This window comes from Pristimantibacillus sp. PTI5 (assembly GCF_048572955.1).
Classification (GTDB): domain Bacteria; phylum Bacillota; class Bacilli; order Paenibacillales; family Paenibacillaceae; genus Pristimantibacillus.
On record NZ_CP183886.1, the window covers coordinates 4,010,839 to 4,026,072 of the forward strand.

A 15,234-nucleotide genomic window follows, 5' to 3' on the forward strand; every position below is an offset into this window, starting at 1 on the left:
TCCCCACAAAAAAGGACTTCCATTTGGAAGACTTACCCGTCTTACAGAGGTTTGATAATATCACATATTATGGTCCGCATAAATCGGGGAACCGCTTCGACGATAGCAACGTCATCTCCGTGTTCCGGCATGTCAATGTCCTAGAACGTCCCGATGAATATTTCGCGGGACTTTTCTATATTCAAGCGGATGCATGATGGTTTCGTTTGGTGAAAGGTTTAATACATACTTAAAATGAATGATTTATTCAAGGCCATTATTTTTTCGATACTCCCTCGGTGTCTTGCCTGTCAACTTGCCGAAAATTTTACTGAAATACCTTCCATCCTGATAGCCAACCATTTCCGCGATTGTCGAGATCAGATACTTCTCGTTCGACAACAAAATTTTGGCATTATCGATCCTGACCTTCTCCATATATTCGGAAATATTTATCCCGAATTCTTGTTTAAACCTGCGTGAGACATACTCGCGGCTAATGAAGAATCGGCTTGCGATGTCTTGCAGCGACAAATTTTGCTTGTAATTGGCATCGATAAACTGCTTCACTTGATAGATGACATTGTGTTCCTTGTGCTGCGTATTTTTCAAAATACCTGCAATACGTCCGAATTCTTCCGTCCATTCCTTCTGCCAATACTCCAGGGAAAGTCTTCCGTTTAGGTCAATCGGAAACAGTCCGTGGGAAGTTTGGCCGCCGTGATCGTGGACAGGGTAATCCTTGTATTGCAGAAGATGGTTCCGCAGCAGTTCAAATTCATACCGCCAATATTTCAAATGATCCCAAGTCACGGCTTGCAGCTGGCTGACAGCCTGCATCCACTTTCCGATAGACGCTTCGATCTGGTGAATATCGCCGCTGTAGACGGCTATTGAAATCCGATCGCTGTAATCAGCAAGCTCGACCCGTTTTTCCCTTGGACGATTGGCATCGGAGTAGCGGAACACCCAAGCATTTCCTTGAAGGAATGAAATTGAACGAGCAGTCTGCAATGCCTTCTCGAAGCCGATGTGGATTTTGTCCGGAAAAGCTTCGTTCGTGCTGCATGCAAAATAAAAATGAGCGCCGAGAATGCGAAGAAAAGCGTCATTCATCTCGTTCAGCTTTCTGGAAAGCTCGGAGTTTTCGCCCGTAATAAGCAGGATTATGCCGTAATTCGGATCCGTATGCTTGAAGGCGTAACCATTTCTTCGGGAGCCGATGATTTCGTTGCAAATATTGGTCATCAAAAAAAAGAGCAAATCGAGGTTTTTCCCGAATTTCTGCAAAATGATCCGCGGCAAGGGATCGGTCAGCAGCATGGCAAGCTGACACTCGCGAACGGTTGACCAGCCGAAATCGTCGCCCAGTTCGCCTTCGACGGTACGATAGTAACCCGGCTGGGAAACGACTTTGGACAGAACCTTATCCCAATAGATGTTCCTTGTTTGGTTGATCTCCACGTTTTTCTTAATATCGAGCTGGCGCTCCTCCTCCTCTTGATGCCAGGACTTCACGGCATTTCGAAGCGATTCGAGCAGCTCTCCGCGGTTGATCGGCTTAAGCAAATAATCGAGGCCGCCGTGCTTCATCGTTTTGCGAATGTACGTATAATCGTCATAACCGCTGATGACGATCGTTTTGGTCGTAGGGGCTTCGATCTCGATCCACTGCAAAAGGCCTATGCCGTCGACATTAGGCATTTTCATGTCGGTAAATATAATTTCCGGCTTTTCGCTCTGGATCAATGCAATTGCCGAAGAACCATCCGAAGCTTCCAATATGGTCGTAATTTGAAGCTCGTCCCAGTCTACGAGCAGCCGAATCGAATCTCTTACATCTTCTTCATCATCCACGATTAACACTTTCATATGAGATTTACGCTTCCTTTCGAAAAGGGATGTCGATCATGACCGAGAAGCCTGATGGCTTAAGATTGGCAATGGAAACGCGCACTTCGGCATCGAAATATAAACGAAGACGGGATACGACATTGATGAGACCGATGGAGCCTTCCGAGGCGGTATCGGTTGCTTCCCGTTCGATCTGTCGCTTCAACACTTGGAGGCGCTCTTCAGCAGCACCCGTCCCGTTGTCGGCAATGCTGATTCGAAGTAAGTCTTCCGCAGTCTGGACCGTGATTGTGATTTCGAACGCTTCCATGTTAGATGTGAATCCGTGCTTAAAGCAATTTTCCACGATGGGCTGTAAAACCATCTTCGGTACCTGAATGTCAAGTATGGATTCGTCGGTTTCAATCCGGAAGTGAAGTCGTTCTTTGAATCGCTGCTTCTGCAGCTCCAAGTAAGCATTCATGTGTGCGAGTTCTTTGGATAGCGGAACGACCGTCTCTTCGGTTTTCATGTTGTAACGCATCATAAGACCAAGGGAAGCGATCATTTCATAAATCTTAGGCACATTATTATGTAAGGCGATAGAACCGATCGATTGAAGCGTATTGTAAATGAAATGCGGGTTGATTTGCGCCTGCAGCGCTTTCAATTGATTGTCCTTATTCGCTAGCTCGAGACGAAGCTCCTTCATGACGAGATTGTTGATCATGTCGACCATATTTTTAATTGCATTTCCAAGTAAACCGACTTCATCACTGCGGTCTGATTCGATCTCTAGCTGTAATCTTCCTAGTTTGGTCTTTTTAATCGATTCCGTCAGTTTCTTAATGGGTGCCGTTAGCTTTACGGATACAAAAAGGGTTGCGGCAATCGCGATAAAGAGAAACGTAACCAGAACAAGCATATTAATCTGAAGTACGCGCGATGCATTCTCATAGATGTATTCGTTCGGGATTTGCTTCACGATGATCCAATTCCGGCCCATCAGTTTGAATTTTTCATAGAGGACGATCCCATTTCCCCCCGTCTCTTTCCACTCGAAGTGGCCGGATGGGGCAGATTGCAGGAAAGCTTGCTCCAGCCACGTGTACTTTGGCGATTGGCCGATAAGGTTTTCCTCAGAGGCATAGATGGCTGTTCCATTGTCGTCGAACAGATAAATGTTTTCATTTCCCTTATCATAAAGCATATTGCTGATGCTGCGAAATCCATCCAGCTTAAAGTCTATCGAGAGGATCCCGATTCGCTCTTTGAGCGGAGCACGGTACACGGGGCGATGAATCGTCAGCACAGTATTAGTAGGGCTATAAGGAAAACCCTCCATCCCGTAATTGTGGGAGGGATGGGGAGGCTCGAAATAAGGGTTGATTTTGCCGCTAGGCTGGATGTAGTGGCCCTCGAGCCCGATGCGCCCCGGTTCGCGTTTCAAATAGCCGTCGATCAGCAAATACGATTTATTGGCCCATTCGGAATACAAATAAACCTGCTGGATATCCTTCGCGGATTGTTCGATCGAATGAAGCCCCGAATACAGTTGATTTTCGACAATGAAATCGCTTTGCCCCCTAAGCAAAATACCGTATAAGCTGTTGGCTTCTTGGATATTGTTGTAGACGTACAGGGAAATGTTGTTGATCTGATTGAGCTGATTGATCATGCTCACTGTTCCTTGATGCAGCGTGTTCGAGTTTTCGCGAATGGCTTCTACTTTAAGAGAATGTTTAGTATAGAAATAAGAAATAAAAATGGAAGCGGAAATGGGCAGGATAATGGCGATCAGCAGGAATACAATCAGCTTGTTTCGTATGCTGTTGCGGACATTCATTTTTTTTCCTATCCCCCTCGTTCCATAATTGGTTTCAAGTTTACCACCGCCACAGCGTAATTCCAAGTTCAATATCTTCCACATTTTTGTTCAATTGCGGTTGTCTTTTAAACGCCCGGCTACAAGTATACTAACCCTATCAAACAAAGGAGGGTTAACATGAAAAAAACGAAGACTTCAATTTTCGCAGTAGTCACAGCGCTCATCGTATTGCTTTCAGGATGCTCAGGCTCAAATTCGGGTTCGAACAATGCGGCTCCCGATTCGGGCACAACGGATACCGCTTCCGGCAAGCAAGACGAGATTACACTCTACACCATTCAGTCCACGAATCCGAATTTTGAAGCATGGTTAAATGAGGCGCAGGAAAAGAGCGGCGTCAAAATTAAATGGGTAGCAGCTCCGACCGACTCGGATACCCGCCAACAAAAAATTTCGACGATCCTCTCCTCTGGAGACAGCTCCGTCGATATTCTGGAAGTTAACGATGAAATGGCGACTTCCTTTAAAAACGCCGGTTGGCTCGATCCGCTGCAAGATACGGTACTAACTAGCGACATAAGAGAACAGTTTCCGCAGGGTTACATGGAGGATATGTTGACCTCGGACAAAGGCGACATTATCGGCGTGCCGAGTTACTCGGGCTATCTTGGACTTTGGGTAGACCAGAAGAAGCTGGATGCAGCCGGCATGACGTCGATCGAGACCGAAGAAGATTTCATCAACTTTATGAAAGCGTCTACCAAGGATGGTCAGTTTGGCTATGGCGGTTCCTGGGAAAAGACATATGTGTTTAACGAAATTGCCACTTTTGTAAACCTTTTTGGCGGAGATTATTTTGACTGGACCAATGAAGGCAGCCGAAAGGCAATAAAGTTTATGTACGATATGGCCAATACCTGGAAAGTAACGCCTATCGACCAGATTGCTGATAAATACGAGCAAATGAACCAAAAATTTATCGACGGCAAATACGCGATGGTCTTTATGTGGGGAACCGGCAACGATTATAAGGAAGCAAACCGTTACGGCATGGACCAAATCCATATGATCAATATGCCGAGGTTTGCAAAAAGAAGCATATTCACGGACTCCTGGAGTTATGTCCTGAATTCGTCTTCGAAAAATAAGGAAGCTGCAATCAAGTTCCTGAAGTATGCGGCGGGTGAAGATGGTGAGCTAAGTGGTTGGAAAAATTTCGAAAGATACCCTGCAAGGGCTGACGTTGCAAGTAATGAAGCGGTTAGCGGCGATGTTAAGGATATTTATACGGAAATTCAAGCGACTAACGAAATTCATGGCCGTCCAATGCTTCCGCAAACGATGGAGTTTATTTCTGAAATGGGAACCCTCTTCCAAAATTATATTCAAGATCAAATCACACTGGACGAGTTCTGTACAAAGGCCCAAGAGGCAGTCGAGAAGTATAAATAAGGAAAATCGTTTGAACCGATTTTATCTTAACGACAAGAAAGGCGCGTTAATATGTATGAAAACAAAAAATATCTTACCATCGCGTGGATCCTTGTTCTTCCGGCGTTATTAATCCGGGTTTTTACAACGGTCTATCCGATTATAGAAACATTTCGTATTAGTTTATACGACGTGAAATTACTGCGGGGAATTAACGAGTTTATCGGGTTTCAAAACTATCTGAATATATTTCAAGATTCGAAAATGATTACATCCATTAAATTTACGGTCATTTTCGTTGTCGGATCCATGATCGGGCATCTCGTGCTTGGCATTGCGCTGGCACTCATATTAAATATGAAATTTGCCGGGCAAAAAGTGCTTCGAACGATCGTGCTGCTACCTTGGGCGATGCCGATGGTGGTCGTTGCGATGGCTTCGAAGTGGGCTTTCAATAACGAATACGGCTTGGTAAACGATTTTATCCGTTGGTTTAACCCGTCGTTCAAATTGGATTGGCTCATCCATGCGACTACAGCAAGCAATGCGGTTATTGCTGTAGATTTATGGAAAGACCTGCCCTTCTTTGCGATCCTCATTCTTGCAGGTCTTCAGTTTATTTCCTCCGATATATATGAAGCGGCCAAAATCGATGGCGCAGGGGCGATCCGATCGTTTTTCACGATAACGTTACCTCTAATTTCGAAAAATATCTTGGTGTTAAGCATATTTTTTACGATGTGGAGAATTACCTCGTTTGACGTTGTCTACGCGATGACAAGCGGGGGACCCGGCGAAAGCACCGCATTAATTGCATATCGCATTACGACGGAAGCTTTTACAAATCTGAATACCGGGTATGCCTCTTCCATTGCTGTCGTACTCTTCTTGATCATGGCGCTATTAAGCGCACTCAGTATGCGCGCGGCAAAACGTGTAGATTATTAAGGAGCGATAACTTATGTTTTCGAACGGATCTAAGCGCATCCTACTGCGATGCTTGATGTGGACCTTAGCGCTCGTTGTCGCTTTCCTCATCCTTTTCCCGTTGTGGTGGATCTTCATCTCATCCATCACGCCATCGGGGGAATTGTTTTCGAAACCGATTAAATATTGGCCGGTCAATCCCACGCTGGAAAGCTATTCTTACCTGATCGGAAATGTCGGTTTGCTGGCAAAATCGAGGGACACCCTTATTATTGTTGGCTTGTCGATTACCACCGGCATGATCCTATCCGTCATGGCTGCATTTAGTTTTGCCCGGTTCAAAAATAAAGGTTTATCGATGGCGGTTGCCTTTTTGCTAGGCTCCATGTTGATTCCCGACGTGGTGACTGCGCGCCCGCTGTACGATTTTTTGCGGCAAGTTCATTTATTCGATACGTACACAGGTTTAATTATCCTGTACATCAGCGGCATTATTCCATTCACCATCCTTATTCTGCAAAACTTTCTTAGCGATATACCGGTTTCAATCGAAGAATCGGCTTCAATTGACGGCTGCGGTTTTCTCCAGTCGATGTTTTATGTGACATTGCCTCTTCTGAGGCCTGCAATCGCGACAGTCTGTATAGTGAACTTCATCACGTGTTTAAATAACTTTTTTACGCCGTTATTTTATTCGAACGGAATTTCAGTTCTGTCTACCGCCATCACGCAGCTGCCCTTAAGGGATAATATGTATGCCGTACCGTGGGATTTAGTCAGCTCGATGGGTTGGATTATTATTTTGCCGATTATTATTTTCGTCGGGATATTCCAAAGACAGATCATGGAAGGCATTATGGCAGGCGGCGTAAAAGGATAGTAATGAGAGGAGAAATAATAACATGTTTGATAACCCGTTTATCGGAGGGCTCTCGTCTCTCCCATTGATTAAAAGCGGCAGGAGCCGTGCCATCAACGCAGAAAATCCGAATGGCGAGAAAGGCGCGGGAGGGAAAGAGGCCAGCCATTTGGGTCCTTCCCGCAAAGGCTCGCCGTGCATCCGCGATGTACAGTCTGGAACGACCGTTACGCTGGCCGAAATGGCCGGGCCGGGAATCATCGAACATATTTGGATTACGGTTACGGACCAAACCGACAAGGATACTAATGTTCTTCGAGATCTTGTTCTTCGCATGTATTGGGACGACGAAACGGTTCCTTCAGTGGAAAGCCCGCTCGGCGACTTCTTTTGCAACGGATTCTCGAGAGGCTGCACCGTAAACTCGATGCCGATCGTCGTAAATCCGACGAGGGGCTTCAACAGCTATTTCCCGATGCCTTTCCGGAAGAAAGCAAAAATTACGATCGAGAACCAGCATGAAGCGCCGATACCGGCACTCTTCTATCAGGTGGATTATTGTTTGCATGACGAGCTGCCGGACAATGTGGCATATTTCCACGCACAATGGAAGCGGCAACGGATCACGAGCAAGCAAGAGGACTACGTGATATTAGATAACGTCCGGGGAAAAGGACAATACGTAGGCACCTACATGGCGCTGACCACGCTGGAGAGATATTGGTGGGGCGAAGGCGAAATCAAGATGTACATTGACGGCGATAAAGACTATCCTACCATCTGCGGAACCGGCACCGAAGATTATTTCGGCGGAGCTTGGAGTTTTGCGACGCAGAAGGACGGAAAGACGGTAGAGAATACCTATTGTACGCCGTTTATGGGCTATCCATATTACTCCAATCAAGACGAGGCCGTCCACAATTTATATCACAATGATGACGTCCCGCCGATGAGAGGTTTTTATCGTTGGCATATTCTCGACCCGATCCGGTTTAACGATGATATCAAGGTAACGATTCAACAAATCGGGGTTTACAAGAAGGGGCTATTCGAACGTCAGGATGATGTCGCTTCGGTCGCGTATTGGTATCAATCCGAACCTCATAATCCATTCGAGCCCTTGATAGGTAAAGAAGAAAGATGGCCAAGGTAATAACTTATACAGAATTTGTTTCGGTGGCAGGCTGCATATCGTGCAGCATGCCCTTCTTTTTGGTATCATGGATGTACATTTCAATGGAAGCAGGAGTAAATACGTGATATATGATAAAACGAAAGTTACGGAACCTCGTGTCCATTTTGCTCATGATCGCTCTGATAGCAGCTGGATGCGTAAATAACGAAGACAGTACGGCGAATGAAAATGAAGATGGGAATTCGTCAGCCGGCATGACACGGAAAACCGTGAAGCTATACAATTTTAAAGTGGAAATGGCTGAACAACTAAGCACGCTTATCGGTGAATTCGAAAAGGAAACCGGCGTGAAAATCGAAGTCGATACGTGCGGTGGCGGCTGCGACTACAGCGCGGGGCTAAAGACGAGATTTAATTCCGGAGACAAACCCGATATTTTCTTTGTTGCTGGGTACAGCGATTTGGATCTCTGGGAGGAACACCTTGAAGATCTGTCCGATCAGCCATGGGTCGACGATATTGTCGAGTTGGCGAAACCAGCGATTACTAAAGACGAAAAAATCTATGGTATGCCACTTGCGATGGAAGGCTGGGGCTTTATCTATAATAAGACTCTGTTCAGCCAAGCCGGCATAACCGGTCCCCCGAAAACATTAACGCAGCTGCGGGAAGCGGCCGAGAAGCTCAAAGCTGCAGGCATTCAGCCTTTCGAGAATGGCTACGGGGAATGGTGGGTCGTTGGCAATCACTTGTTGAATGTTGCTTTTTCCCATCAGTCTGATCCAGTTGCCTTTGTAGAAAGCGTGAAGAAAGGAAATCTTAAGCTGATAGGTAACGAGACGTTTGAGCAATGGCTGAAGTTGGTCGATTTGACAATCGAATATGGGCAACAAAATTCGCTTCAAACAGACTACAACACACAGGTAACGAACTTCGCGCAAGGAAAGGCAGCCATGATGCAGCAGGGCATATGGACGCAGCTGCAAATCGACCGAATCAATCCGAATATTGCGATCGGCTTTTTGCCGATGCCTATTAATGATGACGCCAGTGCGATGGACAAACTTCAGGTTGGCGTAGCGAACTACTGGGTTGTAAGCAAGACCTCCCAAGTGAAGGAAGAGGCTAAAGCTTTCCTGAATTGGCTGGTTACATCGGATGCCGGCAAATCGTTTATCGTTGAAGATGCCAAATTGATTCCAGCTTTCAAGAGCATTCCGGCCAGCGAAGAGCAGCTCGGCCCTTTAGCGGCAGATATTATCAAGTATACAAAGGAAGGGAAAATCCTCCCTTGGATGTGGCAGCGGTTCCCCGGTTATGAAGCGAACAGTTCACAGATGGCGATTCAAATTCAGGCGTACATCGGCAAGCAAATCGGTAAAAAGCAACTGTTCGAGGAATTCCAGAATATTTGGGACGATTTTTTGTTGCGGTAAAACTCCAGTACTAAATATCAGTTGTCGCCGGATAATGTATACTCGTATGTAGAAGCTGCAATGGAAGTCAAGTGAAAACAATTTACCGTGCGGCGTATCCAGTGTTCAGTGCTTCAAGATCTCGAGTATTTTAAACTGTTTGGGTTACTTCTCTTATGTAGTAAATAGGGAATTGACAATATTAAGGAAATCGTTTACATTATCTGCAGTTGATGTTTTCTTTTTAAGAAAAAATGAATATATTGATGAGACAACATAGATAAGACATTCAATCATATTTTTTTTATATTTCATATAAACGTTTGCGTAAACGTTTAAATGAAGGGGTGATGCTTTCTTTCAACAAGATGAAGGAGATAAAAATGCGAGAATGACTTCATCAACTATCGTAAAATCGTTAGAGATTTGGGAAATGAAATCTGCCTATGAAGCTGAATTAGCGGGAGGAATCAGTCAATGAAAGAGTTTTTCTATCGTCCTAACAATGCCTGGGTTGGAGATGTGATCCCCTACTATGAGGACAATGAGTTTAAACTGTTTTATCTTCACGGATGGCGTGAGAATTACCGGGAAGGTCTGGATCACGGCTGGCATCTGATCGGAACGAGCGATTTCTGTGATTACCGGGAGTATGGGGCATGCAAAATTCTCGGGGGGACCGGTCATGTTCTGAAGGTGGAGAACACTTATCATCTATTCTATTGCATCTTTCCCGAGGGGAAGCAGTTGGTCTGCCATGCAACCGGCACGGATTTGATGAACTGGACGACAATTCCGGAGGATACCTTCTCCGCCGATAACCTGATCTACGAGCTTTCAGATTGGCGGGATCCTTTTGTGTTCTGGAACGAAGAGGAGGGGCAATATTGGATGATTCTCGCCGCGATGGCTAAGGGAGCATCCAATCGAAAGGGCTGCGTGGCCCTGCTCACATCACAGGACTTGAAGAAGTGGACGTGTCGTGAGCCGCTCTATGCGCCGAATATTCATGTCGGGGCTCACGAATGCCCGGATTTATTCCAGATGGGAGACTGGTGGTATCTGGTTTACTCTAACTATACGGATCGGTTCGCCACCTTCTACCGCATGAGTCGGTCCTTGAATGGTCCATGGATTACACCAAAGGTCGATACGTTCGACGGCAGGGCGTTCTATGCGGCGAAGTCGGTATCGGATGGTCGGAATCGGTATTTATTCGGTTGGAATCCGACGAAGAATGACGACTTGTTCGGGTGGAATCCTCCTAAGCATCCCGGAAAAGATTATGATACATGGGACTGGGGTGGCAATCTCGTAGTCCATGAGATCATCCAGCGTCCAGACGGTACGCTCGCCGTTAAAGTGCCGGACTCGGTGAATGCGGCGTTCGCGGTCGAGCAACCGCTCCATGTGGATGGGATCACGGGTACATGGACGTCGTCGGCCCTAGACGAGCATGTGTGTGAATCTCCCTATGCGTTTGCGGCGAGTCTAACGCAAGAGGAATTACCCGATCGCTGCAAAGTATCGTTGGATATCCGTTTCTCGGAACTTACGCAGGGGGCAGGTGTTATGCTGCGTGCGGGGGAGGGTCTGGACGACGCTTATTATGTAACGCTGGAGCCGCAGCGAAATAGGGTTACGTTTCGCGGCCCCATCATGCAGAGTGAAGAAGGGGGAAAGACGTTTCCCTATGAGGTCGAATTAGAGCGGCCGATCGAGCTGCTGCCTGATCGTTACCATGAGCTGCTGATCTTCATCGATGGATCGATTTGCGAGATATATATAAATGGGGAAGTTGCGATAAGTGCTAGAATGTACGATATCGAACGAGGAAAGCTCGGATTGTTCGTAAGCCAAGGGAATGCTCAATTCAAGCATGTGAGGGTGAGACGGTCAGAGGTGAATCTGATGTGATATGATGAAAATTAAATACTGGGTAAAAAAGACTCCCAATCGAGGAGTCTTTTTTTGGGGCCATGACCAAAGTGATCGAAGCATTTTCAGATATCGGCATGGGTGTGATGGTGGATAGAACACGAAGCAAACACGGTCAGGTGCGTCTGTGGTTTCTCTGGAATGGGATTCCGAGACGTTTAGCCAGTAATGCCCGGTTGGTTCCATCCGGACAATGGCTGCGCTTAACGATGAGTGGTTTGCAACTATTGAATCCAAAGCAAGAGATTACGAAACACTCCCTCGTCATTAGAAAGGATAAGTAGTCTCCGGTGATGATGCCACGAAAGTTTACAGCATGCGCAACATGCATTTGATGGGCGATGTCGATCCCCTTCATAGTAGAGCGTCTTCCTGGTTTAGGGCTACGACCCGTTGCCTTACCTTCTTCGATCGTACCGACGCGCCTCGTTTTTTTGCAAATCGCAAAATTAACGCTCTACAGGAATGTTAACGGAGAACGATAGTAGAATACAGCTATCTTCACCAATTTATTATTGGGGATTTTGGTCAAGAACCGACACATAGTCTGTAATGCAGGTCAGATTATCATCAGCTTCAACTACAGGTGGTGAATTGTGATCTGCAACAAGGGGGGAATCATCAAAGGCATGTTTAGTTTTTTTAAGCGCAAATACAAATTTTCCAAGCCTCCGCAAGTCCGTATTTCGATTGAAGAGCAGCTCGCGAATTTGGGTAAATTAGGCATTACACTTAAAAAGAAAATAGAAATCAGGGACATATTAGATTTCAAAATCAGAGATTATGAGGAACGCCCTTACATTCATCTCCTAATGAGTATGGGGAGGGAAAGAGACAGCATAGAACCTAACAGTGATCTATACCCGACTAATGACGTTTGGTGCTTCGATCGCGAATGTATCGAGGATCACGGGGATTATGTTCAAGGATTAAAACGGATTGCGGTTATGGTTGACCCGACAATAAGCGTTACCGATATTCAGGAGTACGTGGATATTGAAGCCGGTGAGGTGTGGATTGCCTTTAAAGCTAACGGTACGAACTATCGCTATTCACTTTTCGCGCAGGACGATTGGCTGAGCCTCGAAATCTTCGCGATCTTTTCTGAATTGCTTGCTGCGAGCGGTAGCAGAAAAAGATTTTTCTTCGCGGATACTGGTAATGAAATATTAGTCGTACTTATTGAACGGGACCAGTTTCCTCAATTGAACAAGTTAATAAATATCTTCATCCCATCTACCCAAGCGTAGAAGTTCAGTGGATAGTTCAACCAATGGGTAACGATAGTTCAAAAACATACATGGATGAGCAGGCGCTACAGTGGCCTGCTCATTTTATTATGCTAACGGGCGTCAGGTTCTAAATAACTTAGAACTGCTCGGCAGAAAAAATTTCTGTTAACCTTGAATCAAGAGAAATTTGATGAGAGAGAAAGCATGGCAATACCACTTTACTAATTCGGGACCTACTTTAAGTCTGCTTATTGTTTATTATGGTTAGATTATCTCATAATGGTGATATTTTTTATGTTAGGAAGTGATTATATGAAAAGAACTCTTGGTATATTAGCTGCGACAATAGCTGTTTGTCTTGTTATTGGGGCAGGCATTATATCTTTCTATATAACAGATAAACAAACCCATAAGTTTATATTGCCTAAAAATTATACGGGTTTGATAGAAGTGATATATGAACAACCGAATTCCCCCGCATTAAAGCAAGATGGGAATTATATTGTATATGAGGTTTATTCCACCGGAAAAATAAAAACTTCAAGCAAAAACGTTACTGGCCCTATGGTTTTTTATTATTCCGAAACTAATGGACAACTAACAAAAATGCCCTCAAATGTACCAATGATACATGGACTAGGAACTTCATCTGGGTCTTTTGGGGAATCAAGTGAAACAGCAGTGAAGATACCTGAAAGACTTACTTTCTTTGTTGGAACAAAAGAGCAATGGGAAAAACACATTGCACCATAGGCTCATTTTGCTTTTAATTTCTATGCTGGTGAGTTATCTCTTGAATAACCACCAGGTGGTAAATGGAAAATAAACTCAGTTGAACGAACAAGGAGCAGATTACTTGTCTGTCAATTAATAAAATGTCATATGCTATAATAGTATAACGGATTTTCAATTCGTCTAGTACAGTCATAGGAGAGAAAGTCAGAATGATGAAACGTTTTACCGTTTATTTACTTATTTTCGTGCTATGTACGAGCTTTTCAAGTCAAGTCTATGCGGAGGCGGCTCTCAGCCAGGAAGCGGTCTTTGCTGACCCAAATCTTGAAATAGCTATTAAATCATTATTGAAAAAAACCAGCGAAGAATCAGTAGCCAAAGGCTGCTATCCACCAATCTAACAACACTGTCATTTGACAATAACAAGGTTGCTGATTTCACACCGCTAGCGGAATTGGCCAACCTAACGATGCTATCAATTGGAGGTAATAAGATCACTGATCTTAAGCCGTTAGCGGGATTAGTTAAACTTGGTGACCTCAATGCGAGCAATAATAACATTAAAGATCTTGCTCCTTTATCGAGATTAGTTAGCTTGTCACAGCTGAACTTATCATCGAACAAGATTTATGATTTGGAACCATTAAGGAGTATGAAAAGTCTAGTTGCTCTCTACTTGAGCAACAATCGGGTTTGGGATTTAGAACCAATTCAAAATATTGCATTTGATAGTTCTATCGAGTACTTCCATGGAGTTGAGCTGAATAACAACAACTTGGACTTGAGCCAAGGCACCGAAACATCCAAAATATTCATAAAAGTGAACAATATTAGTGATCTTGAAGGAGTTAAAAAGTCTCAGAGGAAGACGCAGCGCCTGGTAATTGGAAGCACTGCAGCATATGTGGGCGACAGAGCTTACCGTAATACGGCAGCACCATTTATACACATGGGTCGTACTTATGTGCCGGTTCGTTTCATCTCTGAGAAGTTTGGGGCAAACGTAGGCTGGAACCAAAGCACTAAAGAGGTAACGATTCAAAAAAACGATAAAAAGATACGTTGGGCTTTGGGGAATAGGCAAGTACGGGTGAACCAGCAAACCGTGCTGTTTGACTCGCCTTTACTCTCGAGAAATAACACGACTTTTGTTCCTATACGCTTTGTTTCAGAACAGTTTAATGCTTCCGTTGAATACTTAGGCAGCAAAAAAATGGTCATTATTTTTGAGGGGGCGGAATAATGAATATTGGAACCGAATATTTGAAAATTGTAATTGAAAGATTTAAAAGTGTAAAAAGTCTTGGAGATAAAACGATAAACCAATTATCTGAAGAGGAAATCTATTGGACTTATAATGACGAGTCAAATAGTGTTGCAATAATAATAAAGCACCTGAGTGGAAATATGGTTTCAAGGTGGACTGACTTTTTGACTTCAGACGGAGAGAAGGAATATAGAAATCGTGATGAAGAATTTTTAGATGCTATATCTTCAAAATCAGAACTCACAGTTGTTTGGGAAAAGGGTTGGCAAACCCTAATTGATACATTAACCGATTTAAGTGAGCAAGATTTATTGAAAAATATATATATTCGTGGAGAAGCTCATTTGGTATTAGAGGCTATTGAGAGGCAAATGGCACATTATTCTTATCATGTGGGACAAATTGTTTATATTGGTAAACAAGTGAAAAATAATGGATGGGAAAGTCTAAGTATCCCAAAGGGGAAATCTGAAGAATATTTAAAACGAATGCTTGATAATCACCGAAAGCAAACAATCAAAGAAGAGGATAATCCTGTTTAAAGATACAGATTCGATTGTTATTGAGCTAACGGGCAGGTTAGCGTGGTATCAGTCAGAGATATCAGAGATATCTCTCTTCTTTGTAATACGGTAATATTAGTAAAACACAAAAT

General features: G+C 44.3%; 14 protein-coding genes and 1 pseudogene. 13 read left to right on the forward strand and 2 right to left on the reverse strand.

Annotated elements, in window-relative coordinates:
* Positions 1 to 243: 243 nt before the first annotated feature.
* Both ACN6MW_RS17970 and ACN6MW_RS17975 read right to left on the reverse strand, forming a co-directional pair.
* Positions 244 to 1,851 (reverse strand): response regulator transcription factor, encoded by a 1,608-nt coding sequence (locus tag ACN6MW_RS17970; protein WP_419871432.1) that lies wholly within the window; start codon positions 1,849 to 1,851, stop codon positions 244 to 246.
* A 7-nt stretch (positions 1,852 to 1,858) separates the two neighbouring features.
* The gene (locus ACN6MW_RS17975; protein ID WP_419871433.1) at positions 1,859 to 3,658 is read right to left on the reverse strand and encodes a cache domain-containing sensor histidine kinase; all 1,800 of its coding nucleotides are present in this window, start codon (positions 3,656 to 3,658) and stop codon (positions 1,859 to 1,861) included.
* Positions 3,659 to 3,817: 159 nt separating this feature from the next.
* Between ACN6MW_RS17975 and ACN6MW_RS17980 the strand changes: the two genes are divergently transcribed.
* The 13 genes and pseudogenes from ACN6MW_RS17980 (at position 3,818) to ACN6MW_RS18040 (ending at position 15,121) form a co-directional block, all read left to right on the forward strand.
* Complete coding sequence (locus ACN6MW_RS17980) at positions 3,818 to 5,092, forward strand: extracellular solute-binding protein (protein ID WP_419871434.1); 1,275 nt, start codon at positions 3,818 to 3,820, stop codon at positions 5,090 to 5,092.
* Positions 5,093 to 5,143: 51 nt separating this feature from the next.
* Positions 5,144 to 6,019 carry a carbohydrate ABC transporter permease gene (locus ACN6MW_RS17985; RefSeq protein WP_419871435.1) on the forward strand — a complete coding sequence of 292 codons (876 nt, stop codon included), beginning with the start codon at positions 5,144 to 5,146 and terminating at the stop codon, positions 6,017 to 6,019.
* 13 nt (positions 6,020 to 6,032) lie between these two features.
* Positions 6,033 to 6,878, forward strand: a complete 846-nt coding sequence (locus ACN6MW_RS17990; protein ID WP_419871436.1) for a carbohydrate ABC transporter permease — start codon at positions 6,033 to 6,035, stop codon at positions 6,876 to 6,878.
* A 22-nt stretch (positions 6,879 to 6,900) separates the two neighbouring features.
* Positions 6,901 to 8,010, forward strand: coding sequence for a glycoside hydrolase family 172 protein (locus tag ACN6MW_RS17995; protein WP_419871437.1), 1,110 nt, complete (start codon positions 6,901 to 6,903; stop codon positions 8,008 to 8,010).
* 110 nt (positions 8,011 to 8,120) lie between these two features.
* The gene (locus tag ACN6MW_RS18000) at positions 8,121 to 9,428 is read left to right on the forward strand and encodes an ABC transporter substrate-binding protein (RefSeq protein WP_419871438.1); all 1,308 of its coding nucleotides are present in this window, start codon (positions 8,121 to 8,123) and stop codon (positions 9,426 to 9,428) included.
* Positions 9,429 to 9,884: 456 nt separating this feature from the next.
* Entirely contained in the window at positions 9,885 to 11,324 is a 1,440-nt protein-coding gene (locus ACN6MW_RS18005; protein ID WP_419871439.1) for a GH32 C-terminal domain-containing protein, read from the forward strand.
* Positions 11,325 to 11,386: 62 nt separating this feature from the next.
* Positions 11,387 to 11,629: a hypothetical protein gene (locus tag ACN6MW_RS18010; RefSeq protein ID WP_419871440.1), complete on the forward strand. Its 243-nt coding sequence runs from the start codon at positions 11,387 to 11,389 to the stop codon at positions 11,627 to 11,629.
* A gap of 312 nt (positions 11,630 to 11,941) precedes the next feature.
* Positions 11,942 to 12,595: a hypothetical protein gene (locus tag ACN6MW_RS18015; RefSeq protein ID WP_419871441.1), complete on the forward strand. Its 654-nt coding sequence runs from the start codon at positions 11,942 to 11,944 to the stop codon at positions 12,593 to 12,595.
* Positions 12,596 to 12,889: 294 nt separating this feature from the next.
* Entirely contained in the window at positions 12,890 to 13,330 is a 441-nt protein-coding gene (locus ACN6MW_RS18020; RefSeq protein ID WP_419871442.1) for a DUF6843 domain-containing protein, read from the forward strand.
* 191 nt (positions 13,331 to 13,521) lie between these two features.
* Positions 13,522 to 13,713 carry a hypothetical protein gene (locus ACN6MW_RS18025; protein WP_419871443.1) on the forward strand — a complete coding sequence of 64 codons (192 nt, stop codon included), beginning with the start codon at positions 13,522 to 13,524 and terminating at the stop codon, positions 13,711 to 13,713.
* Positions 13,714 to 13,718: 5 nt separating this feature from the next.
* Positions 13,719 to 13,838: pseudogene (locus ACN6MW_RS18030) on the forward strand (leucine-rich repeat domain-containing protein); the annotation flags it as partial.
* Between the two features lie 126 nt (positions 13,839 to 13,964).
* The gene (locus ACN6MW_RS18035; protein WP_419871444.1) at positions 13,965 to 14,555 is read left to right on the forward strand and encodes a copper amine oxidase N-terminal domain-containing protein; all 591 of its coding nucleotides are present in this window, start codon (positions 13,965 to 13,967) and stop codon (positions 14,553 to 14,555) included.
* The gene (locus tag ACN6MW_RS18040; RefSeq protein WP_419871445.1) at positions 14,555 to 15,121 is read left to right on the forward strand and encodes a DUF1572 domain-containing protein; all 567 of its coding nucleotides are present in this window, start codon (positions 14,555 to 14,557) and stop codon (positions 15,119 to 15,121) included. The genes ACN6MW_RS18035 and ACN6MW_RS18040 overlap by 1 nt, the downstream gene beginning before the upstream one ends.
* The last annotated feature ends 113 nt before the right edge of the window (positions 15,122 to 15,234 follow it).